We start from the raw sequence: 26,206 nt of genomic DNA, 5'->3' as shown, positions 1-26,206 counted from the left end.
ACTTTTTTCTGAGTATATATTCCATGTGGATGATTTATATTATGTTTTTTACGAATGTATCCCGTCGCGCCATGGCTAAAAAACAGGTTGTGCAATTCTGGTCACTGACAATAAACAGGATCTTACACCATGTTATCCACAGAAAAATGGGATAACTGCGAATAACCGCCACTACTGTTTCAATTTACAGCCTTGACGTGCGATGAAAATCGAATTTTCACACAAATTGTGCCTAACTTATTGGCACAATCTGTGGGTAAAACCGACGCTGTTCGATCTTTCATCACCAGGAAGATCTTTGATGTGACGATCGTCACGTTAATCGCCTTTGATACCCTAAATTTACGTTTAACTAGATGAATTTAAATAATTTATTTTAAGTGATGAAAATTGCCGATTCGCCGGGCCACAAGGTTGTTCATCGGTAATTCCATACTTCTTCACAACTATATCCACAGAAAAGGTGAATAAAAATGGTCTCAGTCGCCCTCATCTGTTTATAACTCCTCACAAAATTGTGAGTTATTCAAATGTTATTAGGTTGCAGGCCTGTAAGAGAGTGGTTTACCGCCTCCCTGTAGTGTGAAACAATCATTCATATATCAGATTTAGTTTGGGGTAGTCCGGTGATTGATGACGATGGCTACCGCCCAAACGTAGGAATAGTAATTTGTAATCGTCAGGGCCAGGTGATGTGGGCCCGGCGATATGGTCAGCACTCCTGGCAGTTCCCGCAAGGCGGGATCAATCCTGGAGAGTCCCCAGAACAAGCGATGTACCGGGAGCTGTTTGAAGAGGTTGGTTTAAGCCGAAAAGATGTTCGCATCCTGGCTTCGACCCGCAACTGGTTGCGTTACAAGTTACCGAAACGTTTGGTGCGTTGGGACACAAAGCCGGTTTGTATCGGCCAGAAACAGAAGTGGTTTCTTTTGCAGTTGGTGGGCAACGATTCAGATATCAATATGCAAACCAGCAGCACGCCAGAGTTTGATGGCTGGCGCTGGGTAAGCTACTGGTATCCGGTTCGTCAGGTCGTGTCATTCAAGCGCGATGTATACCGTAGGGTGATGAAAGAGTTCGCAAGTGTTGTGATGCAGCTTCAGGAGACGACTCCGAAGCCACAGAGCGCACCTGCCTGGCGACGTAAAAGAGGTTAAGCTACGCAAATCATGCTCACCCGCTTGCGAGAAATAGTTGAAAAGGTCGCCAGTGCGCCTCGCCTCAACGAGGCGCTGAATATTCTGGTGACGGACATCTGTCTTGCGATGGAAACCGAGGTCTGTTCGGTCTACCTGGCCGACCATGACCGACGTTGCTACTACCTTATGGCAACCCGCGGTTTAAAAAAACCACGGGGACGTACCGTCACGCTCGCGTTTGATGAAGGTATTGTTGGCCTGGTCGGGCGACTGGCGGAGCCAATCAACCTTGCCGATGCGCAAAAACACCCCAGCTTCAAATATATCCCTTCCGTCAAAGAAGAGCGTTTCCGCGCGTTTCTTGGCGTACCGATTATTCAGCGCCGCCAGCTGCTTGGCGTGCTTGTTGTTCAGCAGCGCGAGCTGCGCCAGTACGATGAAAGCGAGGAGTCCTTCCTCGTCACGCTGGCAACGCAGATGGCGGCGATCCTCTCTCAGTCCCAACTGACAGCCCTTTTTGGTCAGTATCGTCATACGCGTATTCGCGCGCTTCCGGCCTCGCCGGGGGTCGCTATTGCCGAAGGCTGGATGGATGCCACGCTCCCGCTGATGGAGCAGGTCTACGAAGCCTCTACGCTGGATGAGGCGCTTGAGCGCGAACGGCTCACCGCTGCGCTGGAAGAGGCGGCGAATGAGTTTCGTCGCTACAGCAAACGCTTTGCCGCTGGCGCGCAAAAAGAGACGGCGGCCATTTTCGATCTCTACTCACACCTGCTTTCCGATGCGCGTTTGCGTCGTGAGTTATTTGCCGAGGTCGATAAGGGGTCGGTGGCAGAGTGGGCGGTTAAAAAGGTCATTGAAAAATTTGCCGAGCAGTTTGCGGTACTGACTGACGGCTATCTGAAAGAGCGCGCCGGCGATTTACGCGCGCTTGGGCAACGTCTGCTGTTCCACCTCGATGATACTATTCAGGGGGCGAATGCCTGGCCGAACCGGTTTGTGCTGGTGGCCGATGAACTCTCGGCGACGACGCTGGCGGAATTACCGCAGGACAGGCTGGCGGGCGTGGTGGTGCGCGATGGCGCAGCTAACTCTCATGCCGCCATTATGGTGCGTGCGCTCGGTATTCCGACCGTGATGGGGGCGGATATTCAGCCCTCCGTACTGCATCGCCGTACGCTGGTGGTGGACGGATATCGCGGTGAGTTGCTGGTGGATCCTGAGCCGGTTCTCCTTCAGGAGTACCAGCGTCTTATCAGCGAAGAGAATGAATTAAGCAAGCTGGCGGAAGATGACGTCAACCTGCCCGCGCAGCTCAAGAGCGGTGAGCGGGTGAAGGTGATGCTCAACGCGGGATTAAGCCCCGAGCATGAAGAGAAGCTCGGCAGCCGCATCGATGGCATTGGTCTCTACCGCACCGAAATACCGTTCATGCTGCAAAGCGGCTTCCCGTCAGAAGAGGAGCAGGTTGCGCAGTATCAGGGCATGTTGCAGATGTTTAACGACAAACCCGTCACGTTGCGCACCCTCGACGTCGGCGCGGATAAGCAACTGCCCTATATGCCCATCAGTGAAGAGAATCCCTGCCTCGGCTGGCGTGGGATCCGCATTACCCTCGATCAGCCGGAAATTTTCCTTATCCAGGTTCGTGCGATGCTGCGTGCCAACGCGGCCACGGGGAATCTCAGCATTTTGCTGCCGATGGTCACCAGTATTGACGAGATCGACGAAGCGCGGCGGTTGATTGAACGTGCAGGGCGCGAAGTGGAAGAGATGATCGGCTACGCGATCCCTAAACCCCGTATTGGCGTGATGCTGGAAGTGCCTTCGATGGTCTTTATGTTGCCGCAGCTGGCGACCCGCGTTGATTTTATCTCCGTTGGCACCAACGACTTAACGCAATACATTCTGGCGGTCGATCGCAACAATACCCGCGTGGCCAGTATCTACGACAGCCTGCATCCGGCGATGCTTCGTGCCCTGGCGATGATCGCCCGCGAAGCCGAGCAGCATAATATCGACCTGCGCCTGTGCGGTGAAATGGCCGGCGATCCGATGTGCGTGGCGATCCTGATTGGCCTCGGTTTCCGTCACCTGTCAATGAACGGACGTTCCGTTGCGCGCGTGAAATACCTGTTACGTCACATCGAACAAGATGAGGCGCATGAGCTGGCCGCGCGTAGCCTGGAAGCACAGCTGGCAGCCGAAGTGCGCCATCAGGTGGCGGCGTTTATGGAGCGACGCGGCATGGGCGGTTTGATCCGCGGCGGCCGCTGATCCCCACAAAATAATGACTGCTCGGACGACCCCCTCTCCCTTGAGGAAGAGGAATGGGGTGAGGGGGAACAGCGCGCATAAAACCCTATACACATCTTTTACATCTCAGGCGCATCCTCCGCGCCTGCCTTATGCTATGATTCGCAACTTTGGAGCACCTGCCAACGGCGGGAATGCAATTCAGCCGCTGTCCACTTTCAGCGGAATAACAACATCTTGTGGTGACAGATGAACAGTGGTTATCTGCATTTTCCGGAATTCGATCCGGTTATTTTCTCAATAGGACCTGTAGCGCTTCACTGGTACGGACTGATGTACCTGGTGGGCTTCGTCTTTGCCATGTGGCTTGCTGGTCGTCGCGCCAGTCGTCCGGGCAGCGGCTGGACGAAGAACGAAGTGGAAAACCTGCTTTATGCTGGCTTTCTTGGCGTATTCCTGGGCGGGCGCATCGGCTATGTCCTGTTCTACAACTTCCCGGTATTCCTGAACGACCCGCTCTATCTGTTCCGCGTCTGGGACGGCGGCATGTCCTTCCACGGCGGACTGATTGGTGTGATCCTCGTGATGGTTATCTTCGCCAAACGCACCAAACGTAACTTCTTCCAGGTGGCTGATTTTATTGCGCCATTAATCCCGTTTGGGCTGGGTGCAGGGCGTCTGGGCAACTTCATCAACGGCGAACTCTGGGGGCGTGTCGATCCGAGCGTGCCGTTTACCATGCTGTTCCCGGGCTCCCGCGCAGAGGATATCGCGCTGCTGCCTTCGCATCCTGAGTGGCAGTCCATTTTCGATACCTACGGCGTTCTGCCGCGTCATATGTCTCAGCTTTATGAGCTGGCGCTGGAAGGTGTGGTGCTGTTTATCATCCTGAATCTGTATATCCGCAAACCGCGCCCAATGGGGGCAGTCTCTGGTCTGTTCCTGATTGGCTACGGCGCGTTTCGTATCATCGTCGAGTTCTTCCGCCAGCCGGATGCACAGTTTACCGGCGAGTGGGTACAGTACATCAGCATGGGGCAGATCCTCTCCATTCCGATGATTGTCGCGGGTGCCATTATGATGATTTGGGCGTATCGTCGTCGTCCACAGCAACAACTTTCCTGAGGAATCATGAAACAGTATCTTGAATTGATGAAAAAAGTGCTCGACGAGGGCACGCCGAAAAACGACCGCACCGGCACCGGTACGCTCTCCATTTTTGGCCACCAGATGCGCTTCAATCTGCAAGAAGGCTTCCCTCTGGTGACGACGAAGCGCTGCCATCTGCGCTCGATCATTCATGAACTGCTCTGGTTCCTGCAAGGCGATACCAACGTTGCTTATCTGCATGAAAACAATGTCTCCATCTGGGACGAGTGGGCAGATGAGAACGGCGACCTGGGGCCGGTTTACGGCAAGCAATGGCGCGCGTGGCCTACCCCGGACGGCCGCCATATCGACCAGATCACGACCGTCATGAACCAGCTGAAAAATGACCCGGACTCGCGCCGTATCATTGTTTCTGCCTGGAACGTGGGTGAACTGGATAAAATGGCGCTGGCGCCTTGCCACGCGTTTTTCCAGTTCTACGTGGCGGACGGCAAACTCTCCTGCCAGCTGTATCAACGCTCCTGCGACGTGTTCCTCGGCCTGCCGTTTAACATCGCCAGCTACGCGCTGTTAGTGCACATGATGGCGCAGCAGTGCGATCTTGAAGTGGGCGATTTTGTCTGGACGGGCGGTGATACCCACCTCTACAGCAATCATATGGAACAGACGCATCTCCAGCTGACGCGCGAACCGCGTGCATTGCCGAAGCTTGTGATCAAACGCAAACCGGACTCGATCTTCGATTACCGTTTTGATGACTTCGAGATTGAAGGCTACGACCCGCATCCTGGCATCAAAGCCCCTGTCGCCATCTGATACGGCGAATCCTGACACAACCGGTGCTCTTTAGCGCCGGTTTTTTTTCGCGCTCGTTTTGTTCTTCGAGCCTGTTTCCAGAGACGATGTAACGCGTTGCAACGGGTGAAAATCTCCGGAAAGCGGCTCGTAATGTTCTGGTTTAACGCTCGTGCCTTTTCTGCCATTCCGCCACACTTCCGCCATGAAAAACGAACATGGCTTTACGCTTATCGAAACCCTTTTCGCCATCTCGCTGGTTGTGATCCTCAGCGCGACGGGTCTTTATGGCTGGGACAGCTGGCAACAGCGGCAGCGGCTCTGGCAGACAGCCTGTCAGGTGCGGGATTACCTGGCGTTCTTACGAAACGACGCAAATCGTCACAACAGCGAGCACAGGATCGCGCTTCACGCTGACGGGAATCAGGCCTGCCTTGTCAGCGCTGTGGTCCCGGGCTGCGACAGCGGCGGCCCGTTCGTGATGAAACCGTTATGGCCGGAGGTCACGCTGAGCGACGTAACGCCTGCGCTGGGATTTTACGGCTTAAGGGATACCGCATGGGCCGGACATATTCGCGTGCAGAGCCGCGCCGGTGCGTGGTGGGTTATTGTCTCAAATGGTGGGCGTATCAGGCTGTGTAATGCCGCAGGAGAAAGTCTATGCCAGTAAAACAAAAAGGGTTTTCCCTGCTGGAGGTCCTGATTGCGATGACGATAAGCAGCATTCTGTTACTCAGCACGTCACGTTTTTTACCGGAGCTACAGCGGGGTGTTTTACTGCAATCCGGGCAACGGGAGCTGGAAGATGAGGTGTGGCAACGCCTGCTTGCGATGGGTAAACAGTTCCAGCGAGCAGGATATTGTGCAGGGCATTGCCAGGGGCAGGGGGTGATCATCGGCAGGCAAGGACGATGTGCAATTGTGCAGTGGGATGCAAACAGCAACGGCCAGTGGGATAGCACCGCGTCAGAAAATGACAGCACGGGATTCCGGCTTGAGTCCGGAACGCTCGAAACGCTGCGGGGCGCGACATCCTGTGAAGGTAAGGGATGGGATAAGCTCACTGACCCGGATCGGGTCCTGATAGAGCAGTTTATGGTCACTAAAACCGATCGTGCTGGCTTTGCGCCGGTCATCAGTATCGAGCTGCGTGCCCGCCGCAAAGGTGAACTGACCGCACCCTTTTCGGCTCGCCACACCGTAACGGGGTTTAATCTGTGAATCGTCAGCGGGGCATGTCATCGCTGGCGCTGGTCCTGCTATTGCTGGTGCTCGGCACGCTGATCCTCACCGGATTAAACCAGCAGTTGCAAACCTTTAGTACGTTGGTGAATGGCGAGAGTTTGTCTGTTCGCCAGCAGGCTGCCTTGCAATCTGCACTGGAGTGGGGACGCGTTCAAGACTGGGCTTTACAGCCAGAGGTTCAGTGCAAGCAGACACAAGGTCTGCGGGTCTGTGTAAGGCTGTTTGAGGAGCGTGTTTTGCTTGTTGCCGGAAATGACGATCTGTTGCTATGGCGAGGCGGGGATATCGCGGAAGGACAAATACGCTTTTCTGCCCACGGCTGGAGCGACTTCTGCCCCCTTAAGGAAAGTGCGCTATGTCAGTTACCCTGAGCAGACAAAAAGGATTTAGCATGGTTGAGGTTTTGCTGGCAATGATGTTGCTGGTTGTAGTTGTGACGGCGTTATCCGGATATCATCGCGCGCTGGCAGCCCGGTATGCGGCGCTTAGCCAGTATCGTCAGCTATGGCATCATGCGTGGAATCAGTCGCAGATCTCAACATTAACGCTCCCGCCGGGCTGGCAGGTCAGTCGGGGGCAGACAACACAGTCCGGATGTGTCAGCATCACGGTCACACTTATTTCTCCTCTGGGGCGGCAGGGCGCGTTGACGCGTCTGCATTGCCCGGTTAGCCGCTAGTCGGGAGCGTTTATGCTAAGGGTTTACCACTCAAATCGTCTGGATGTGCTGGAAGCACTGATGGAGTATATCGTTGAGCAAGAGCGTCTTGACGATCCGTTTGAGCCAGAAATGGTGCTGGTGCAGAGCACCGGTATGGCGCAGTGGCTACAAATGTCCCTTTCGCAGAAGTTTGGCATTGCGGCGAATATCGATTTTCCGCTGCCCGCGAGCTTTATCTGGGAGATGTTTGTACGCGTCCTGCCGGATATTCCTGAGCAGAGTGCCTTCAACAAACAAAGCATGGCCTGGAAACTGATGACGCTGCTGCCGGACATGCTGGAGCATGATGAGTTCGCCATGCTGCGCCACTATCTGAATGACGACACCGACAAGCGCAAACTTTTTCAGCTGGCCTCACGCACTGCTGACCTCTATGACCAGTATCTGGTTTACCGCGCAGAATGGCTGATTCGCTGGGAAGCGGGAGAATTAGTCGATGGGTTACCGGAAGCGCAAATCTGGCAGGCGCCGCTCTGGAAAGCGCTGGTCGAGCATACCGGGCAGCTCGGTCAGCCTAAATGGCACCGTGCTAACTTGTACGATCGCTTTATCTCAATACTCGAGAACACTGCAGAACGGCCAGCCCGTTTGCCGTCACGCGTGTTCATTTGCGGTATCTCCGCGCTGCCGCCTGTCTACCTGAACGCGCTAAAAGCGCTCGGTAAGCACATTGATATCCATATCCTCTTTACCAACCCATGTCGGCACTATTGGGGAGATATTCAGGATCCGCGCTGGCTTTCACGGCTGGTCACCCGCCAGCGTAAACGCCTCTTTGAGGAACGCGCCGTGCCGCTGTTTAAAGACAGTGAAAACGCGGCGCAGCTTTTCGATGAAGAGGGGATTCAGAACCTGCCGAACCCGCTACTTGCCTCGTGGGGCAAGCTGGGGCGCGACTATATTTATCTGCTTTCAGATATCACCTCCTCGGGAGAGGGGGACGTGGACGCGTTTGCGGATATTACGCCGGACAGCCTGCTGCACAATATTCAGCTTGATATTCTGGATTTAGAAAACCGTGCCGTGGCCGGGATCACTGCCGAGGAGTTTGCGCGAAGCGATAAGAAGCGAAAACTGGATCCTGACGATCGCAGTATCGCGATCCACGTTTGCCACAGCCCACAGCGTGAAGTTGAAATTCTTCATGACCGCCTGTTGGCCATGTTGCAGGACGACCCAACCCTGACACCCCGCGATATCGTGGTGATGGTGGCGGATATCGACAGCTACAGCCCGTTTATTCAGGCTGTATTTGGCAGCGCAACGGGCGACCGCTATCTTCCCTACGCGATCTCTGACCGCCGTGCTCGTCAGTCACACCCGGCGCTACAGGCCTTTATCAGCCTGCTTTCGCTGCCTGATAGCCGGTTTATCTCTGAGGATGTGCTGGCATTACTGGATGTGCCTGTTCTGGCCGCACGCTTCAGCATTAACGAAGAGGGCTTGCGCTACCTGCGCCAGTGGGTCAACGAATCCGGCGTCCGCTGGGGAATCGACGATGATAACGTCCAGGAGTTTGAGCTGCCCGCGACTGGCCAGCATACCTGGCAGTTTGGCCTGACGCGTATGCTGCTGGGGTATGCGATGGAGAGCATCCACGGCGAATGGAATGACGTGCTGCCGTACGATGAGTCCAGTGGGTTAATTGCGGAACTGGTTGGTCACTTAGCCTCGCTGCTGATGCAGCTCAACCGCTGGCGCCGTGCATTGATGCAGCCCCGTCCACTCGAAGAGTGGCTGCCGATTTGCCGCGAAATGCTAAATGACTTCTTCCTGCCGGACAGCGAAACGGAAGCCGCCATGGCGCTTATCGAGAAGCAGTGGCAGGCCATCGTTGATGAGGGGGTTAATTCGCACTATCACGAGGCGGTTCCCCTTTCGCTTCTGCGTGATGAGCTGACGCAACGTCTCGATCAGGAGCGCATCAGCCAGCGCTTCCTTGCTGGGCCGGTGAATATCTGCACCCTGATGCCGATGCGTTCAATCCCGTTCAAAGTAGTCTGTCTGCTTGGCATGAACGACGGTATTTATCCACGTGCGCTGCCACCCCTGGGCTTTGATCTCATGAGCGCACAGCCGAAGCGGGGCGACCGCAGCCGCCGCGATGATGACCGTTATCTCTTCCTTGAGGCGCTGATGTCTGCGCAAAGCAGGCTTTATATCAGCTATATCGGCCGTTCAATTCAGGACAACAGCGAGCGTTTCCCGTCCGTGCTGGTGCAGGAGCTGGTGGACTACATCGGGCAGAGTCACTATCTGCCGGGCGATGAGGCCTGTAACTGCGACGAAAGCGAACGTCGGGTGAAAGCGCATATTACCTGTCACCATAGCCGTATGCCGTTTGATCCTGTCAATTACGTTCCTGATGAACTGCAAAGCTACGCCCGCGAGTGGCTTCCCGCTGCGAAGAACGCGGGCACACCGCAAACCGATTTCATTCAGGCGCTCGAACCGCGCGCCATAGACACCCTTACGTTTGAGCAGCTGCAGCGCTTTTGGGCCCATCCGGTTCGGGCTTTTTTCCAGCAACGCTTGCAGGTGAACTTCCGCTCGGAAGAGAGCGAAATCCCTGATGCGGAACCGTTTATTCTTGATGGACTGGAGCGTTTTAAGCTTAATTCCCAGCTTTTGAATGCGCTGGTTGACGAAGAAGACGCCAGTAAACTGTTCCGACGTTACAGGGCGTCGGGATTACTGCCGTATGGTGCGTTCGGCGAAATCGTCTGGGATGCCCAGTGTGAGGAGATGCAAGCGCTTGCTGACCGGGTTATCGCGTGTCGGCAACCGGCGAGCAGCATTGAAATTGATCTCGATTGTAACGGTATGCACCTCAGCGGCTGGCTCACGCACGTGCAGTCTGACGGGCTGCTGCGCTGGCGCCCATCTATGATCAGCGTTTCACATGGCCTGCAACTCTGGCTCGAACATCTTGTCTACAGTGCGAGTGGTCACGAAGGTGAAAGCCGGTTGTTTGTACGTAAGGACGGCGAGTGGCGCTTCCCGCCGATGGAGCCTGAGCAGGCGTTGACGTATCTGTCGCTTTATATTGAAGGTTATCGTCAGGGCATGAACAAGCCTCTGCTTTTGCTGCCTGAAAGTGGGGGGGCATGGATAAAAGCCTGTTACGACGCGCAGAATGATGCCATGTTAACGGATGAGGCTTCGCTCCAGAAAGCGCGCAGCAAGTTTTTGCAGGCCTACGAAGGGAACATGATGGTACGTGGCGAGGGCGACGATGTCTGGTATCAACGTTTATGGCGAACGCTGGAGCCAGAATATTTCGACATTATCACGGAAGAGGCGCAACGCTACCTGTTACCGTTGTTCAAATTTAAGCAGTCCTGAGTGCTGTATAAAAATTGCACAGCACGGGGTGTTCATTTATGATGCACCTCTTATCACGGACTGATGTACCCAGAGAAAGAGATGCTGGCGTGTCCAGCACGCACGTTGTTAATGATGTAGCCGTGATAAAGAGGTCGTAATGCCAGGCAGCACCTTGTTCAAAGCGTTTGTTTTGTTTATCGCCCTTTGGGCTCCCGTCACTCAGGCCGATTCCGGTTGGCAACCTGTCCAGGAAACAATCCGTAAGAGCGATAAGGACACCCGTCAGTATCAGGCGATTCGTCTTGATAACGGGATGACCGTGCTGCTGGTTTCCGATCCTCAGGCGGTTAAATCGCTCTCCGCACTGGTTGTGCCGGTCGGATCGCTGGAAGATCCTGACGCCCATCCGGGACTGGCGCACTACCTTGAGCACATGACGCTGATGGGGTCTAAAAAATACCCACAGCCTGACAGCCTGTCCGAATTTCTGAAAATGCATGGCGGCAGCCACAACGCCAGCACTGCGCCGTATCGTACCGCGTTTTACCTGGAAGTGGAAAATGATGCGCTTGACGGGGCGGTGGACCGTCTGGCGGATGCCATAGCCGCACCGCTGCTGGATAAAAAATATGCTGACCGGGAACGCAACGCCGTAAACGCCGAACTGACGATGGCGCGCACGCGAGACGGTATGCGCATGGCGCAGGTTAGCGCTGAAACCATCAATCCGGCGCACCCGGGTTCGCGCTTCTCAGGCGGCAACCTTGAAACGCTGAGCGACAAGCCGGGTAGCCCGGTGCTCGATGCGCTGCATGCGTTTCGTGAAAAATACTATTCCGCCAATCTGATGAAAGCGGTTATCTACAGCAATAAACCGTTGCCGACGCTGGCAAACATGGCTGCGCAGACCTATGGCAGGGTGCCAAATAAAAATATCGATCTGCCGCAGATTAACGTGCCGGTTGTCACGGACGCGCAAAAAGGCATTGTTATTCACTATGTGCCGGCCTTGCCGCGCAAGGTGTTACGCGTTGAATTCCGTATTGATAACAACACGGCGCAGTTCCGCAGCAAAACCGACGAGCTGGTGACTTATCTTATCGGTAACCGCAGCCCGGGTACGCTCTCCGACTGGCTGCAAAAGCAGGGGCTGGTGGAAGGTATTCGCGCTGACTCCGATCCCGTCGTAAACGGGAATAGCGGCGTGCTGGCCATCTCCGCGACGCTGACCGATAAAGGGCTGGCTCACCGTGACGACGTCGTTGCGGCCATTTTCAGTTATCTCTCTCTGCTGCGCGACAAAGGCGTCGATAAACGCTACTTCGACGAGCTGGCGCACGTGCTGGATCTCGATTTCCGCTATCCCTCTATTACGCGTGATATGGACTACGTCGAGTGGCTGGCAGATACCATGATCCGCGTGCCGGTGGAACATACGCTGGATGCGGTAAATATTGCCGATCAGTATGACGCCGGGGCGCTCAAAGCGCGTCTGGCGATGATGACTCCGCAGAATGCCCGCGTCTGGTATATCAGCCCGAACGAACCGCATAACAAAATGGCCTACTTCGTTGATGCCCCGTATCAGGTTGAAAAAATCAGCGAACAGACCTTCGCGGGCTGGCAGAAAAAGGCGGGGGAAATTGCGCTGAAGTTACCGGAGCTTAACCCCTACATCCCGGACGATTTCTCGCTGATCAAACCCGCAAAGGCCTATCCGCATCCGGAGCTGATTGTTGATGAGCCGACGCTGCGCGTGGTCTACACCCCAAGCCGCTATTTCGGCGACGAGCCAAAAGCGGATGTCAGCGTAGTGCTGCGTAATCCTAAAGCAATGGACAGCGCCAGAAACCAGGTGCTGTTTGCGCTTAACGATTATCTGGCCGGTATTGCCCTCGATCAGCTCAGCAACCAGGCTGCCGTTGGCGGTATCAGTTTCTCCACCAATGCCAATAACGGTCTGATGGTGAATGCCAACGGCTATACCCAGCGTTTGCCGCAGCTGTTCCAGGCGCTGCTGGACGGTTATTTCAGCTATACGCCTACGGAAGAACAGCTCGAGCAGGCTAAGTCCTGGTATGCCCAGATGATGGATTCTGCCGAGAAGGGTAAAGCCTACGATCAGGCGATTATGCCAGCACAGATGTTGTCCCAAATTCCTTATTTCCAGCGCGAAGATCGCCGCGCGTTATTGCCCTCAGTCACCTTAAAAGAGGTGCTGGCTTACCGTGATTCGCTGAAAACCAATACTCGTCCGGAGTTCCTGGTTGTAGGGAACATGAGCGAAGATCAGGCTAAAACGCTGGCACAAAACGTGCGTGCGCAACTGGGTTCAAAAGGCGATGAGTGGTGCCGTAACCAGGATGTGCTGGTAGAGAAAAAGCAGAATGCGATCTTCGAAAAAGCGGGAAGCAGCACGGATTCCGCGCTGGCCGCGGTGTTTGTCCCTGTCGGATATGACGAATTTACCAGCTCTGCCCAGAGTGCGGTGCTCGGTCAAATTATTCAGCCGTGGTTTTACAACCAGCTGCGCACCGAAGAGCAGCTGGGTTATGCGGTATTCGCTTTCTCGATGAATGTGGGCCGTCAGTGGGGGTTGGGCTTCCTTCTGCAAAGCAGCGACAAACAACCTGCTTACCTGTGGCAACGTTATCAGGCATTCTTCCCGCAGGCGGAAGCAAAACTGCGCGCCATGAAGCCGGAAGAGTTTGCCCAGATCCAGCAGGCGGTTATCGCCCAGGTGATGCAACCGCCGCAGACGCTGGGTGAAGAGGCCTCGCAGCTGAGCAAAGATTTTGATCGCGGTAATATGAAATTTGATTCGCGTGATAAAATAGTGGCCGAAATAAAACAGCTGACGCCACAAAAAGTTGCCGATTTCTTCCATCAGGCGGTAGTTAAACCGCAGGGTATGGCCATCCTGTCTCAGGTTTCTGGCAGCCAGAACGGGAAAACGGACTACGTAAAATCAAAAGAGTGGACCGTCTGGAAGAGCGTCAGCGCGCTGCAACAAACTATGCCCTGGAGTAAGAAAGAATGACCCATACCGCTGAGCCGCTTGATCCCCTAAGTTTACCTCTACAGGGTGAGCGACTGATTGAAGCCTCAGCGGGAACGGGAAAAACCTATACCATCGCCGCGCTCTATCTGCGTCTGCTGTTGGGGCTCGGCGGCAACGCCGCTTTTTCGCGCCCGTTAAGCGTGGAAGAGCTGCTGGTGGTAACCTTCACCGAAGCGGCCACTGCCGAGCTGCGTGGCCGTATTCGCAGCAACATTCATGAGCTGCGCATCGCCTGTCTGCGTCAGACGACGGATAACCCCCTCTACGCGTGCCTGCTGGACGAGATTGCGGATAAGCAACAGGCTGCGCAATGGCTGCTGCTGGCCGAACGGCAAATGGATGAAGCGTCCGTCTTCACCATTCACGGTTTTTGTCAGCGCATGCTGAGCCTGAATGCGTTTGAATCCGGCATGCTCTTTGAGCAGCAGCTTATTGAAGATGAATTCGAGCTTCGCTATCAGGCCTGTGCGGATTTCTGGCGTCGTCACTGTTATCCGTTGCAGCGCGACATTGCTGAAGCGGTTCACGCCCTGTGGAAAGGTCCGGAAGAGCTTCTTCGCGCCATCGACCGTTACCTGCAAGGCGAAGCGCCGGTCATTAAATCTCCTCCGCCTGCCGATGAAACGCTGGCCTCGCGCCATGAAAAGATCGTCGCCAAAATTACCGCGCTTAAGCAGAAGTGGAATGAGTCGGTTGGTGAAATTGATGCAATCATCGAAAACTCAGGCATCGACAGACGCAAGTTCAACCGTGGGAACCAGGGGAAGTGGATCGAAAAGATCAGCGCCTGGGCCCAGGAGGAGACGCGGGGTTACCAGCTTCCGGACGCACTGGAAAAATTTTCGCAGCGCTTTTTGACCGAGCGAACCAAAGCCGACGGTATTGTGCCTGAGCATCCCCTGTTTGTGGCGATTGAAGCGTTGCTTGCGGAGCCATTAACGCTCAATGACCTGATGATCACCCGCGCCATGACGGAGATCCGCCAGGCAGTCGCGCGCGAAAAACGTCGCCGGGGCGAGCTGGGGTTTGATGACATGCTGAGCCGCCTGGACGAAGCCCTGTCCAGCGAGAATGGTGAAGCGCTCGCCAGCGCGATCCGTACCCGTTTTCCGGTGGCGATGATTGACGAATTTCAGGACACCGACCCCCAGCAGTACCGCATTTTTCGCCGCATCTGGCGACAGCAGCCCGACACTGCCCTGCTGCTGATAGGCGACCCTAAACAGGCCATTTACGCCTTCCGTGGGGCAGATATCTTCACCTATATGAAAGCCCGTAGTGAGGTGGTCGCGCATTACACGTTAGATACCAACTGGCGCTCCGCTCCGGGGATGGTTGAGAGCGTCAATGCGCTGTTCAGCCGTATGGAGACGGCGTTTATGTTCAATGAAATCCCTTTCCTGCCGGTGAAATCCGCCCCAAAAAACGCATCCCTGCGCTTCGAAGTCAGCGGTGCGGTACAACCCGCCATGACCTTCTGGCTGCTTGAGGGGGAAGGCTATGGCGTTGCCGATTATCAGGCGGCGATGGCCCAGCACTGCGCCGCGCAAATCCGTGACTGGCTAAGCGCAGGCGCGCGCGGCGAGGCACTACTGTGGAAGGGGGAACAGGCATATCCTGTAAAGGCCTCTGATATTACCGTGCTGGTGCGCAGTCGTCAGGAAGCGGCGTTAATCCGCGATGCGCTAACGTTGCTGGATATTCCGTCAGTGTATCTCTCTAACCGCGACAGCGTGTTCGACACGCTGGAAGCCCAGGAAATGCTCTGGTTGCTTCAGGCGGTGCTGGCGCCGGAGCGCGAAAATACGCTTCGAAGCGCGCTGGCCAGTTCTATGCTGGGGTTGAACGCACGGGATATTGATGAACTCAACCATGACGAAAACGCATGGGATGCGGTGGTAGAAGAGTTTGTCCATTACCGTGAACGCTGGCAAAAGCGCGGCGTCATGGCGATGCTGCGCGAGCTGATGACACGGCGTCAGATTGCCGAAAATATGCTGGCGACATCCGGCGGTGAAAGGCGTCTGACCGATATTTTACACATCAGCGAACTGTTACAGGAAGCGGGTACCCAGCTTGAAAGTGAACATGCCCTTGTGCGTTGGCTGGCGCAGCAAATCGCGGATCCAAACAGTAACTCTTCAAGCCAGCAGATGCGTCTTGAGAGCGATAAGCATCTGGTGCAAATCGTCACCATTCACAAATCCAAAGGTCTCGAATATCCGCTGGTCTGGCTGCCTTTCATCGCGAACTACCGGGTTCAGGATCAGGCCTTTTACCATGACCGCGAGACTTTCGATGCGGTGCTCGATCTCAGCAAGGCGGAGACCAGCGTTGAACTGGCAGAAGCGGAGCGTCTGGCGGAGGATTTGCGCCTGCTTTACGTGGCGCTGACCCGTTCTGTCTGGCATTGCAGCCTGGGCGTCGCCCCGGTTTTCCGCCGTCGCGGGGAGAAAACAGGGGAAAGCGATTTCCATTTAAGCGCGTTAGGGCGGCTTATTCAGCGTGGCGAGCCGAAAGATGCGGCGGGGTTGCGCCTCTGCATTGAGTCGCTCTGCGGTGACGATATCGCGCTGCATATCCCGTCTCTGCCAGACAATAGCCGCTGGCAAATGGCGCAAGAGCCCGCGACCGATCTTAATGCGCGCCAGATCACGCGGGTGCTTGCCGACGACTGGCGCGTCACCAGCTATTCTGGCCTGCAACAGCATGGGCAAAGTATTGCGCTGGATCTCATGCCGAAGCTGGACGTGGATGCCGCAGGGGTGGGTGATATTCCGGTTGAACCGACGTTAACTCCGCATCAGTTCCCACGCGGCGCGTCTCCGGGCACCTTTTTGCACAGCCTCTTTGAAGAGCTTGATTTTACTCAGCCTGTCAGTGAGGAGTGGGTGCTGAAGATGCTACAGAGCGGGGGCTATGACGCGCACTGGCAGCCCGTTCTCACTGACTGGATCAACGCCATTTTGCAGGCACCGCTGACTGAGCAGGGCTTCGCTCTTCGTCAGCTAACGGCCAGAAATAAGCAGGTTGAGATGGAGTTTTATCTGCCTGTCGCAGGCCCGCTTAAGGCCGACGCGCTCGATGCGCTTATCCGTCAGTACGATCCGCTCTCAGCCGGTTGCCCGCCGCTGAACTTCCGTCAAGTGCAGGGCATGCTGAAAGGCTTTATCGACCTGGTTTTCCGTCACGAAGGACGGTACTACCTGCTGGATTACAAATCGAACTGGCTGGGCGAGAACAGCGAAGCCTATACCCAGCAGGCGATGGCGGCAGCCATGCAAATGCATCGCTACGATCTGCAATATCAGCTCTACACGCTAGCGCTGCACCGCTATTTGCGCCACCGTATTGCGGATTACCGCTACGACGATCATTTTGGTGGCGTCATCTACCTCTTCTTGCGCGGGGTCGACGCTGCCGATCCGCGCTCCGGGATCTTCAGCACCCGTCCGGATGCGGAATTGATTAATAAAATGGATAACCTGTTTGCAGCAAACACGGAGGAGATGGCATGACGATGCAGGACTTATTGCTGGAAGCGGTAGAGCAACGCGTGCTGCGTCAGCTGGATGTGCAGTTTGCCATGATGATTGCCGCTGACCAGCCCGCCGTGATGCTTGCCGCTGCCCTATTGAGTAAAGACGCCGGAGAGGGGCATGTGTGTCTGCCGCTCTCGCGTCTGGTTGTTGACGAGAAAATGTCGCCTGTCCTCCAGTCCTGCTTTGCGCTGCTGGGGGAGAGGGTGGACTGGCAGAAAATTTTGCGCGAATCGTCGGCCGTCGGGCCGGGAGAAAACCAGGCGCCGCTGATCCTGACGGGGGAGCGCTTATATCTGAACCGTCTGTGGCGAAACGAACTGACGGTAGCGCGTTTCTTTAGTGAGACCAACGCGCCGCTTCCCTGCGACGAAGCGCAGCTTCGCCAGACACTGGACAGGCTGTTTGACTCCGGTGAGCCTACAGACTGGCAGAAAGTGGCGGCGGCCGTCGCCCTGACGCGGCGGATTTCGGTGATTTCAGGTGGCCCGGGGACCGGGAAAACCACGACCGTCGCAAAGCTGCTGGCAGCCCTGATCCAGCTATCAGGCGAGCAGCGATGTCGTATTCGTCTGGCGGCGCCCACCGGGAAAGCAGCGGCGCGACTGACCGAATCACTGGGCGGTGCGATGCAACAGCTGCCGCTCACTCAGGAGCAGCTTGCGCTTTTCCCGGGTGAAGCGAGTACCCTGCACCGTCTGCTCGGCGCGCAGCCGGGTAGCCAGCGGCTGCGCTACCATGCGGGTAATCCGCTGCATCTGGACGTGCTGGTGGTGGATGAAGCCTCCATGATTGACCTGACCATGATGTCGCGCCTGATCGATGCTCTGCCGCCGCATGCGCGCGTGGTTTTCCTGGGCGATCGCGACCAGCTCGCCTCCGTGGAAGCCGGGGCGGTACTGGGGGATATATGTACCTACGCCAGCTACGGTTATACCGCCGCGCGGGCGCAGGAGCTTGCCCGCCTGACCGGCTGCTCGCTTGAACCCGATCACTCGCCGGTCGCAGGCGCACTGCGTGACAGCCTGTGCCTGCTGCAAAAAAGCTACCGTTTCGGTAGCGACTCCGGCATCGGCCAGCTGGCTGCGGCGGTCAACCGTGGCGATCGGCATGCCACGCGCACGGTGTTTGACGGCTCTTTCACTGACATTGAAAAGAAATCGCTGCAAAGCGGGGAAGAGTATCAGGCTATGCTTGAGGAGGCTCTCCAGGGATACCAGCGTTTTCTGAGCTGCGTGCAGCAGCGCAGTCAGCCCGGGCAGGTCATTGCCGCATTTGGCGAATACCAGCTTCTGTGCGCATTGCGGGAAGGGCCGTTCGGCGTTGCGGGCCTGAACGACAGGCTGGAGCAGCTGCTCGTGCAGAAACGCAAAATTAACCGTCAGCAGCATTCGCGATGGTATGAAGGCCGGCCAGTGATGATCTCCCGCAACGACAGTACGCTGGGGCTGTTCAACGGGGATATCGGTATTGCGCTCGATCGCGGTAACGGTTTGCGCGTCTGGTTCCAGCTACCGGACGGCAGCGTGAAGTCCGTCCAGCCCAGCCGTCTGCCAGAGCATGAAACGGCATGGGCGATGACGGTACACAAGTCTCAGGGCTCAGAGTTCAACCATGCGGCGCTGATCCTGCCGACACAGCTTTCGCCGGTCGTAACCCGTGAGTTGGTCTACACCGCCGTTACCCGTGCGCGCCAGCGTCTGTCGCTGTATGCGGATGAACGCGTGCTGGGACAGGCGATTGCCACTCGCACCGAGCGCAGAAGCGGATTAAGCGCGATTTTTGAATCTGTCTGAGTAATCACCCTCTCCGACAGGAGAGGGTGATTGTTATCCCAGGTCCGCCATTAACACCTTCGAGCGGCGCTGGTAGTTGTACATCTCTTTCTTACTTTCCGGCAGAGAATCAATATCCACCGGCGTGAAGCCGCGCTCCTGGAACCAGTGAATGCTGCGCGTGGTGAGCACGAACAGCTTGCTCAGACCCATCTGGCGCGCCTGTGCCGCCACGCGTTCAAGCAGCAGTTCCCCCCGCGAGGAGCTACGGTAATCCGGGTGCACGGCAACGCACGCCATTTCGCCAATCTGCTCTTCCGGGAACGGATAAAGCGCCGCACAGGCAATGGTCAGGTTATCTCGCTGGATGATGGTGAACTTGTCGATCTCCATCTCCAGCTGCTCGCGGGAGCGGCGAACCAGAATGCCCTGTTGTTCCAGCGGACGGATCAGCTCCAGAATGCCGCCGATGTCATTGATGGTAGCACGGCGGATCTGCTCGGCGCTCTCCATTACGATCTGCGTACCGATCCCGTCCCGGGAGAACAGTTCCTGCAACAGCGCGCCGTCTTCCTGATAGCTGATCAGGTGGCTGCGGCGTACCCCGCTGCGGCACGCTTTGACGGCGCCGCGCAGAAAACGCACGGTACCGGAATAGTAATCGCCTTGTGCTTCCAGCGCTTCGACGCGCGCCTGGGCTTCATTCGGAAAAAGTTCTGGCACAATCACGCCCTCATCGTTCACGACACCCTGTGAGGAGCAAAAGCCGATCATTTTTTCCGCTTTCAGCTTGATGGCCAGCTGGGTGGCAATCTCTTCCGAGGTCAGATTAAAACTTTCACCCGTTACGGAAACGGCAACGGGTCCCATCAGGACGATCGCGCCATTGTCTAACTGGCGGTGAATGGCTTCTTCATCAATGCGCCGGATGCGGCCGCTGTGGCAGTAATCCACGCCATCGTCCACGCCGAGCGGCTGAGCGATGATAAAGTTGCCGCTCACCACGTTGATGTGCGCGCCCTGCAGCGGCGTATTACTCAGGCTCATCGACAGGCGGGCGGTGATATCGAGCTGCAACAGACCCGCCGCCTGTTTGACCAGTTCGAGGGTTTTCGCATCCGTCACGCGGGTATGTTTGTGGTAGATCGGCTCATGGTGATGGGCGGCCAGGTTGGCTTCGATTTGCGGACGTGCGCCATACACCACCACCAGACGGATGCCGAGGCTGTGCAGCAGGCCGATATCATTGACGATACTGGAAAAGTTCTCATGCTCAATGGCTTCGCCGCCAAGCATGATGACAAAGGTTTTCCCCCGATGGGTGTTGATATAGGGAACAGAATGGCGGAATCCCTGGACCAGTTCGGTTCTGCGTTCCTTAACCATGACACAACCCTTAATGAATGTTTATTCGTTATTTATGTATTTTTATTCGATTGTGGCCGCGTGTGCAAGCCAAAATTTTCTGCGATCCACAGAAAATAATAAGTAATCCGTGCGTTAACGTATGATTGTTTACCCTTTTATAGATGACAGTTTATGCGTCATTCGTTAAAGTTTTCGGTCAATTTGGGCGTTTTGTTCATCAATCAGATTTCTTGCTCGGGAGAAGCATGTCGGGATCCAATTCAGCAATAAGCCGCCGCCGCCTGTTAAAAGGGGCCGGGGCGATGTGGTTGCTTAGCGTCAGCCAGGTGGGTCTTGCCGCCACAAGCCAGGTAGTCGCGGTGCGCGTCTGGCCGTCGTCGACCTATACGCGCGTGACGGTCGAGTCCAACCGCGTGCTGAAATACAAACAATTTGCCCTCAGCAATCCTGAACGTGTGGTGGTTGATCTCGAAGGTGTGAATCTCAACTCCGTGCTTAAAGGCATGGCGGCGCAGATCCGTGGCGACGATCCTTTTATCAAATCGGCGCGCGTCGGGCAGTTCGATCCGCAAACCGTGCGCATGGTGTTTGAGCTGAAGCAGAACGTGAAACCGCAGCTCTTTGCCCTTGCGCCTGTTGCCGCCTTTAAGGAGCGCCTGGTAATGGATCTCTATCCGGCGAATGCAACGGATATTCAGGATCCGCTCCTGGCGTTACTTGAAGATTACAACAAAGGCGATCTCCAGCGGCAGGTCCCACCTGCGCAAAGTGGTCCTAAGCCGGGCAGGGCGGGGCGCGATCGTCCGATTGTGATCATGCTCGATCCTGGCCACGGCGGAGAAGATTCCGGCGCCGTTGGGAAATATCACACCCGTGAAAAAGATGTGGTGCTGCAAATTGCCCGTCGTCTGAAGGCGTTAATCGACAAAGAGGGCAATATGCGCGCCTACATGACGCGCAACGAAGATGTCTTTATCCCGCTGAAGGTCCGCGTGGCGAAAGCGCAGAAGCAGCGCGCGGATCTGTTTGTCTCTATTCATGCGGATGCCTTCACCAGCCGCCAGCCGAGCGGATCGTCGGTGTTTGCCCTGTCAACGAAAGGGGCGACCAGTACCGCCGCGAGATACCTGGCGGACACGCAGAACGCCTCGGATTTAATCGGTGGCGTGAGCAAAAGCGGGGATCGTTACGTCGACCATACGCTGTTTGATATGGTGCAGTCGCTGACCATTACCGACAGTCTGAAGTTTGGTAAAGCGGTGCTGGGCAAACTGGGCCGGGTCAACAAGCTGCACAAAAACAGCGTCGAGCAGGCCGGATTTGCGGTACTGAAAGCGCCAGATATTCCGTCCATTCTGGTCGAAACCGCGTTTATCAGTAACGTGCAAGAGGAACGCAAGCTCAAGACGGCTAAATTCCAGCAGGAAGTGGCGGAGTCGATTCTGGCGGGTATTCGGGCCTATTTCTCAGACGGGGAAACGCTGGCGCGGCGGGGATAGGGTATTACGCCGGGTATCTCGCCCGGCACTTTCACAAACGGCAGATACAAAAAAACACCCTTAAGGGTGTTTATTGTTTTAAGAAGTGTTGGTTGCGGGGGCCGGATTTGAACCGACGACCTTCGGGTTATGAGCCCGACGAGCTACCAGGCTGCTCCACCCCGCGTCCGTCTTTCTACACTTGTAGAAACTTACTTCTTCAAATTTGATTGGTTGCGGGGGCCGGATTTGAACCGACGACCTTCGGGTTATGAGCCCGACGAGCTACCAGGCTGCTCCACCCCGCGTCCGTCTTTCTACAGTCGTAGAAGATACTTCATCAAATTTTAATTGGTTGCGGGGGCCGGATTTGAACCGACGACCTTCGGGTTATGAGCCCGACGAGCTACCAGGCTGCTCCACCCCGCGTCCGTGGAAGCGCACTATACTCGGATAGGTTTGTGATGCAACCCCTTTTTCGCATAATTCATTATTTTGTATGCAAAATGAACGGGAATAGCCACTTTGGACTATTTTTTGTCCAGAATTTGCCAAAGGGAAGGCGATCGCATTTCATTACCACGGTGGGTTTGTTATCTTCATCACGCGGAATTGGGCAACTAAAAGACGAGATATAATGAAAGGACGTTGGGTGAAGTATCTGATGACAGGCGCAATGGTAGCGATTCTTGCGGCCTGCTCTTCCAAACCGACCGATCGCGGTCAACAGTATAAAGACGGGAAGTTATCCCAGCCTTTCTCTTTAGTTAACCAGCCAGATGCCGTGGGTGCTCCAATCAATGCCGGGGATTTCTCCGAGCAGGTATACCAGATCCGCAAAGCGTCGCCGCGCCTGTATGGCTCACAGAACAACGTTTATAGTGCAGTGCAGGACTGGCTGCGCGCTGGCGGTGATACGCGCAATATGCGCCAGTTTGGTATCGATGCGTGGCAGATGGAAGGGGCAGATAACTACGGTAACGTTCAGTTTACCGGCTACTACACCCCGGTTGTCCAGGCACGACACACGCGTCAGGGCGAATTCCAGTATCCGATTTACCGCATGCCGCCAAAACGCGGTCGTCTCCCGTCCCGCGCTGAAATCTATGCCGGTGCGCTTAGCGAAAATTACGTGCTGGCCTACAGCAACTCGCTGATGGATAACTTCATCATGGACGTGCAGGGCAGCGGCTATATTGATTTTGGCGACGGCTCGCCGCTGAACTTCTTTAGCTATGCCGGGAAAAACGGCCATGCCTATCGCAGCATCGGTAAGGTGCTCATCGACCGTGGTGAAGTGAAACGAGAAGATATGTCGATGCAGGCGATCCGCGAGTGGGGCGAAAAACACAGCGAAGCGGAAGTGCGTGAGCTGCTTGAGCAGAATCCATCGTTTGTCTTCTTCAAACCGCAGAACTTTGCGCCGGTGAAAGGGGCGAGCGCCGTCCCGCTGATTGGCCGCGCTTCTGTGGCATCGGATCGTTCGATTATCCCGGCGGGTACCACGCTGCTGGCGGAAGTTCCTCTCCTCGACAACAACGGCAAATTCAACGGCAAGTATGAATTACGCCTGATGGTGGCGCTGGACGTGGGCGGGGCGATTAAAGGCCAGCACTTCGACATTTATCAGGGCATCGGTCCGGATGCCGGCCACCGTGCAGGCTGGTATAACCACTACGGGCGCGTGTGGGTGCTGAAGACAGCGCCGGGTACCGGGAACGTATTTAGCGGCTGAGTGTGGTATTCTGAGCGCAAGACGGATTACGGTTCAGGGTGAGGAATACCTCACCCTTTTTACATCTGAGGTTTTATGTCTGTGGTAATCAGCGATGCCTGGCGCCAGCGTTTCGGCGGCACGGCACGGTTATACGGTGAAAAAGCCCTGCAACTGTTCGCGGATGCGCATGTCTGCGTGGTGGGCATTGGTGGCGTGGGTTCGTGGGCGGCAGAAGCGCTGGCGAGAACCGGCATTGGCGCAATTACGTTGATTGATATGGATGACGTCTGCGTCACTAACACTAACCGTCAGATCCACGCCCTGCGTGATAACGTCGGTCTGGCGAAGTCCGAGGTGATGGCGGAGCGTATTCGTCTCATCAACCCGGAGTGCCGCGTAACGGTGATTGACGACTTTGTGACGGCAGATAACGTCGCGGAGTACATGAGCAAAGGCTACAGCTATGTGATTGACGCCATCGACAGCGTGCGGCCAAAAGCGGCGCTGATCGCTTACTGTCGTCGTTACAAGGTGCCGCTGGTGACAACGGGCGGCGCGGGTGGACAAATTGATCCGACGCAGATCCAGGTGGCAGATCTGGCGAAAACCATTCAGGATCCACTGGCTGCTAAGCTGCGCGAGCGCTTAAAAAGCGACTTCAACGTGGTGAAGAACAGTAAAGGCAAGCTGGGCGTGGACTGTGTGTTCTCGACAGAAGCGCTGGTTTATCCGCAGGCGGATGGTTCGGTCTGTGCAATGAAAAGCACAGCGGAAGGGCCAAAGCGGATGGATTGTGCCTCAGGGTTTGGAGCGGCCACCATGGTGACCGCCTCCTTCGGCTTTGTGGCGGTCTCTCACGCCCTGAAGAAGATGATGGCGAAGGCGGAACGTCAGGCCTGAGCCTGACGGGCGGCATCCAGCACCGCGTCGTTTAGCGCAATCAGTCCCTGACCGCGCGAGGCGCTAAGCTGCGTGCGAAGTCCCAGCTCATCAAACAGCGCCAGCGGAGAATGCGCCAGCAGCTCTGCGGCGCTTTTCCCTTCGATTGCGGTCAACAGCACCGCCAGCAGACCGCGAACAATGCGTCCCTCGCTGTCGCCGAAGAAATGCAGTTTCTCACCGGATATGCTAAACCCAAGCCAGACGCGGTTCTCGCAGCCAGCTATCTCCTTCGCCTGTGATTTCAGTTCGTCTGACAGCGTGGGCAACTGTTTGCCCAGCAGGATCAGCTGACGATATTTATCTTCCCACTGCGTGAGCGGGACGAAGGTCTGTTTTAACGTCTCTTCAGTGATAACGGTGCCGAACGGATGCCCGGCTAAGGCTGAACTTGTCATTAATCCACCAGTAATTCCAGGGCGCGGTCGACGGCGGAAACCAGCGCGTCGACGTCACTTTTTGTGTTGTACGGTGCAAACGAGGCGCGCAGGGTACCGCTCACCCCCATGGCCGCCAGCAGCGGCTGGGCGCAGTGCTGTCCTGCGCGCAGGGCAATGCCGTATCCGGCAAGCAGCGTCACCATGTCGCTATGGTGTACGCCCGCAAAATCAAAGGCGAGCAGGCTGGAGTCCTGGACGCGGAACGAGCGAAACCCGGGGCGTTTCTTAAGCTCTTCTTCTGCCAGCGTCGCCAGGCCCCGGCTCCAGCTTTCAGCCTGAGCCACGTCCGTATCTGCGAGAAATTCGAGCGCTGCGCTCAGACCGATAACCCCTGCCACGTTCGGCGTACCGGCTTCCAGGCGGTAAGGCACATCCTGCGTTTTGAAACCGTCGAAGGTGACTTCGGTAATCATCTTGCCGCCGCCGAGCCACGGCGTCATCCGGGCCAGCAGTTCAGGTTTGCCGTACAGCGCGCCGATACCGGTTGGCCCGTACAATTTATGCCCTGAGAAGGCATAGAAGTCGATATCCAGCGCCTGAACGTCAGCCGGAAAATGCACCACACCCTGCGCGCCGTCGACCATTACCACCACGCCGCTGGCATGGGCAATCTCAATGGCGCGCGCCAGATCCGGACAGCCGCCGGTGACGTTGGACATCTGCCCCAGCGCCAGAATACGGCTGCGCGGCGTAATCAGCTCAGGCAGACGCGCCACGTCAGGCAGGAAGTCTGTACCCAACGGGAGTTTTACAACCCGTGCCCCGGTTTGTTCGGCCACCATCAGCCAGGGCACCAGGTTGGCGTGGTGTTCCGCCTCGCTGACGATGATCTCATCCCCGGGCTGCAACAGCGGACGCGCGTAACATTGCGCCACCATGTTAATGGCCTCGGTAGTGCCCCGCGTCCAGACGATGTTCTTACCGCTGTCAGCATTGGTCAGGCGCGCGACCTGATCCCGTGCGGCTTCGTATTGCGCCGTTAAGCGCTGCGCGTCGGCATACTGGCTGCGATGCACGTTCCCGGCGCTCAGGCTGTAAAACTGGCGGGTTGCCTCAATCACCGCTTGCGGCTTAAGGGCCGTGGCGGCGCTATCAAGATAAATGCCGGCATCGGCCAGCGCAGGAAACTGTGCGCGAAACTGCGCAGGACTGAAAGCGTTCATGGAATTCCTCATATCGATTCTACGATCGTCGCGCAAATTCATCGGCAGGGCAAGGAAGTTGATATCTATCAGATTTGTCTGCTTATCCTGGCGAGTCTGAAAAAGCAGGTTATGCTAAATAGTGTTAGGCGGA

General features: G+C 56.1%; 18 protein-coding genes and 3 tRNA genes. 15 read left to right on the top strand and 6 right to left on the bottom strand.

The features are described from left to right. Positions 1 to 626 precede the first annotated feature (626 nt). The 12 genes from rppH to recD all read left to right on the top strand — a co-directional run bounded on the left by rppH (position 627) and on the right by recD (position 18,989). A complete protein-coding gene (gene rppH / locus HWQ15_RS03525; protein WP_032622373.1) occupies positions 627 to 1,157 on the top strand; it encodes an RNA pyrophosphohydrolase in 531 nt (176 codons plus the stop codon). 12 nt (positions 1,158 to 1,169) lie between these two features. After that, the gene (gene ptsP / locus HWQ15_RS03520; RefSeq protein WP_023306854.1) at positions 1,170 to 3,416 is read left to right on the top strand and encodes a phosphoenolpyruvate--protein phosphotransferase; all 2,247 of its coding nucleotides are present in this window, start codon (positions 1,170 to 1,172) and stop codon (positions 3,414 to 3,416) included. Positions 3,417 to 3,644: 228 nt separating this feature from the next. Next, the gene (gene lgt, locus HWQ15_RS03515) at positions 3,645 to 4,520 is read left to right on the top strand and encodes a prolipoprotein diacylglyceryl transferase (RefSeq protein ID WP_022649236.1); all 876 of its coding nucleotides are present in this window, start codon (positions 3,645 to 3,647) and stop codon (positions 4,518 to 4,520) included. Between the two features lie 6 nt (positions 4,521 to 4,526). Next, complete coding sequence (gene thyA, locus HWQ15_RS03510) at positions 4,527 to 5,321, top strand: thymidylate synthase (protein ID WP_006811817.1); 795 nt, start codon at positions 4,527 to 4,529, stop codon at positions 5,319 to 5,321. A gap of 184 nt (positions 5,322 to 5,505) precedes the next feature. Next, on the top strand, positions 5,506 to 5,970 hold the full coding sequence (locus HWQ15_RS03505; RefSeq protein WP_023298512.1) for a prepilin peptidase-dependent protein: 465 nt from the start codon (positions 5,506 to 5,508) through the stop codon (positions 5,968 to 5,970). Continuing rightward, positions 5,961 to 6,521 (top strand): prepilin peptidase-dependent protein, encoded by a 561-nt coding sequence (locus tag HWQ15_RS03500; RefSeq protein ID WP_063148666.1) that lies wholly within the window; start codon positions 5,961 to 5,963, stop codon positions 6,519 to 6,521. The genes HWQ15_RS03505 and HWQ15_RS03500 overlap by 10 nt, the downstream gene beginning before the upstream one ends. After that, positions 6,518 to 6,916, top strand: a complete 399-nt coding sequence (locus tag HWQ15_RS03495) for a DUF2509 family protein (protein ID WP_058676760.1) — start codon at positions 6,518 to 6,520, stop codon at positions 6,914 to 6,916. The genes HWQ15_RS03500 and HWQ15_RS03495 overlap by 4 nt, the downstream gene beginning before the upstream one ends. Beyond that, positions 6,901 to 7,224: a prepilin-type N-terminal cleavage/methylation domain-containing protein gene (locus tag HWQ15_RS03490; protein WP_023298509.1), complete on the top strand. Its 324-nt coding sequence runs from the start codon at positions 6,901 to 6,903 to the stop codon at positions 7,222 to 7,224. Before HWQ15_RS03495 ends, HWQ15_RS03490 begins: the two co-directional genes overlap by 16 nt. Positions 7,225 to 7,236: 12 nt before the next feature. After that, positions 7,237 to 10,611: an exodeoxyribonuclease V subunit gamma gene (recC, locus tag HWQ15_RS03485; protein ID WP_063148665.1), complete on the top strand. Its 3,375-nt coding sequence runs from the start codon at positions 7,237 to 7,239 to the stop codon at positions 10,609 to 10,611. A 139-nt stretch (positions 10,612 to 10,750) separates the two neighbouring features. Beyond that, positions 10,751 to 13,633 (top strand): pitrilysin, encoded by a 2,883-nt coding sequence (gene ptrA, locus HWQ15_RS03480; protein ID WP_023298507.1) that lies wholly within the window; start codon positions 10,751 to 10,753, stop codon positions 13,631 to 13,633. Beyond that, the gene (gene recB, locus HWQ15_RS03475; RefSeq protein WP_063215952.1) at positions 13,630 to 17,172 is read left to right on the top strand and encodes an exodeoxyribonuclease V subunit beta; all 3,543 of its coding nucleotides are present in this window, start codon (positions 13,630 to 13,632) and stop codon (positions 17,170 to 17,172) included. Before ptrA ends, recB begins: the two co-directional genes overlap by 4 nt. Beyond that, positions 17,169 to 18,989, top strand: a complete 1,821-nt coding sequence (recD, locus tag HWQ15_RS03470; RefSeq protein ID WP_045308829.1) for an exodeoxyribonuclease V subunit alpha — start codon at positions 17,169 to 17,171, stop codon at positions 18,987 to 18,989. Before recB ends, recD begins: the two co-directional genes overlap by 4 nt. A gap of 33 nt (positions 18,990 to 19,022) precedes the next feature. Here recD and argA read toward each other — a convergent pair whose 3' ends face one another. Next, positions 19,023 to 20,354, bottom strand: a complete 1,332-nt coding sequence (gene argA, locus HWQ15_RS03465; protein WP_022649227.1) for an amino-acid N-acetyltransferase — start codon at positions 20,352 to 20,354, stop codon at positions 19,023 to 19,025. A 227-nt stretch (positions 20,355 to 20,581) separates the two neighbouring features. On the opposite strand from argA, the gene amiC reads away from it, so the two are divergent. Next, a complete protein-coding gene (amiC, locus tag HWQ15_RS03460; protein ID WP_022649226.1) occupies positions 20,582 to 21,835 on the top strand; it encodes an N-acetylmuramoyl-L-alanine amidase AmiC in 1,254 nt (417 codons plus the stop codon). 89 nt (positions 21,836 to 21,924) lie between these two features. Here the strand turns inward: amiC and HWQ15_RS03455 are convergent. From HWQ15_RS03455 to HWQ15_RS03445, 3 genes are all read right to left on the bottom strand, one after another. Then, positions 21,925 to 22,001 (bottom strand) — tRNA-Met (locus tag HWQ15_RS03455). Between the two features lie 44 nt (positions 22,002 to 22,045). Further along, positions 22,046 to 22,122 (bottom strand) — tRNA-Met (locus HWQ15_RS03450). Between the two features lie 44 nt (positions 22,123 to 22,166). After that, positions 22,167 to 22,243 (bottom strand) — tRNA-Met (locus HWQ15_RS03445). A 208-nt stretch (positions 22,244 to 22,451) separates the two neighbouring features. Between HWQ15_RS03445 and mltA the strand changes: the two genes are divergently transcribed. Next, on the top strand, positions 22,452 to 23,549 hold the full coding sequence (gene mltA / locus HWQ15_RS03440; RefSeq protein WP_022649225.1) for a murein transglycosylase A: 1,098 nt from the start codon (positions 22,452 to 22,454) through the stop codon (positions 23,547 to 23,549). A 75-nt stretch (positions 23,550 to 23,624) separates the two neighbouring features. Further along, positions 23,625 to 24,431 (top strand): tRNA cyclic N6-threonylcarbamoyladenosine(37) synthase TcdA, encoded by an 807-nt coding sequence (gene tcdA / locus HWQ15_RS03435; protein ID WP_006811804.1) that lies wholly within the window; start codon positions 23,625 to 23,627, stop codon positions 24,429 to 24,431. Here the strand turns inward: tcdA and csdE are convergent. Together csdE and csdA are read right to left on the bottom strand one after the other, a co-directional pair. Further along, entirely contained in the window at positions 24,422 to 24,868 is a 447-nt protein-coding gene (gene csdE / locus HWQ15_RS03430; RefSeq protein ID WP_023306844.1) for a cysteine desulfurase sulfur acceptor subunit CsdE, read from the bottom strand. The two genes, tcdA and csdE, sit on opposite strands and share 10 nt — an antisense overlap. Further along, positions 24,868 to 26,073, bottom strand: coding sequence for a cysteine desulfurase CsdA (csdA, locus tag HWQ15_RS03425; protein ID WP_063215951.1), 1,206 nt, complete (start codon positions 26,071 to 26,073; stop codon positions 24,868 to 24,870). Before csdA ends, csdE begins: the two co-directional genes overlap by 1 nt. Between the last annotated feature and the right edge of the window lie 133 nt (positions 26,074 to 26,206).

It is taken from the genome of Enterobacter sp. DSM 30060 (assembly GCF_013375955.1).
Taxonomy (GTDB): Bacteria; Pseudomonadota; Gammaproteobacteria; order Enterobacterales; family Enterobacteriaceae; genus Enterobacter; species Enterobacter intestinihominis.
The sequence above is the reverse complement of the archived record's forward strand: the minus strand, read 5'-3'. Positions and strand labels throughout refer to the sequence as shown.

Coding starts and splice junctions, on each gene's coding strand:
- thyA (WP_006811817.1), top strand. CDS start 4,527: ATGAAACAGTATCTTGAATTGATGAAAAAAGTGCTCGACGAGGGCACG.
- recC (WP_063148665.1), top strand. CDS start 7,237: ATGCTAAGGGTTTACCACTCAAATCGTCTGGATGTGCTGGAAGCACTG.
- recB (WP_063215952.1), top strand. CDS start 13,630: ATGACCCATACCGCTGAGCCGCTTGATCCCCTAAGTTTACCTCTACAG.
- recD (WP_045308829.1), top strand. CDS start 17,169: ATGACGATGCAGGACTTATTGCTGGAAGCGGTAGAGCAACGCGTGCTG.
- lgt (WP_022649236.1), top strand. CDS start 3,645: ATGAACAGTGGTTATCTGCATTTTCCGGAATTCGATCCGGTTATTTTC.
- tcdA (WP_006811804.1), top strand. CDS start 23,625: ATGTCTGTGGTAATCAGCGATGCCTGGCGCCAGCGTTTCGGCGGCACG.
- ptsP (WP_023306854.1), top strand. CDS start 1,170: ATGCTCACCCGCTTGCGAGAAATAGTTGAAAAGGTCGCCAGTGCGCCT.
- HWQ15_RS03505 (WP_023298512.1), top strand. CDS start 5,506: ATGAAAAACGAACATGGCTTTACGCTTATCGAAACCCTTTTCGCCATC.
- ptrA (WP_023298507.1), top strand. CDS start 10,751: ATGCCAGGCAGCACCTTGTTCAAAGCGTTTGTTTTGTTTATCGCCCTT.
- mltA (WP_022649225.1), top strand. CDS start 22,452: ATGAAAGGACGTTGGGTGAAGTATCTGATGACAGGCGCAATGGTAGCG.
- amiC (WP_022649226.1), top strand. CDS start 20,582: ATGTCGGGATCCAATTCAGCAATAAGCCGCCGCCGCCTGTTAAAAGGG.
- csdA (WP_063215951.1), bottom strand. CDS start 26,073: ATGAACGCTTTCAGTCCTGCGCAGTTTCGCGCACAGTTTCCTGCGCTG.
- HWQ15_RS03490 (WP_023298509.1), top strand. CDS start 6,901: ATGTCAGTTACCCTGAGCAGACAAAAAGGATTTAGCATGGTTGAGGTT.
- argA (WP_022649227.1), bottom strand. CDS start 20,354: ATGGTTAAGGAACGCAGAACCGAACTGGTCCAGGGATTCCGCCATTCT.
- csdE (WP_023306844.1), bottom strand. CDS start 24,868: ATGACAAGTTCAGCCTTAGCCGGGCATCCGTTCGGCACCGTTATCACT.
- HWQ15_RS03500 (WP_063148666.1), top strand. CDS start 5,961: ATGCCAGTAAAACAAAAAGGGTTTTCCCTGCTGGAGGTCCTGATTGCG.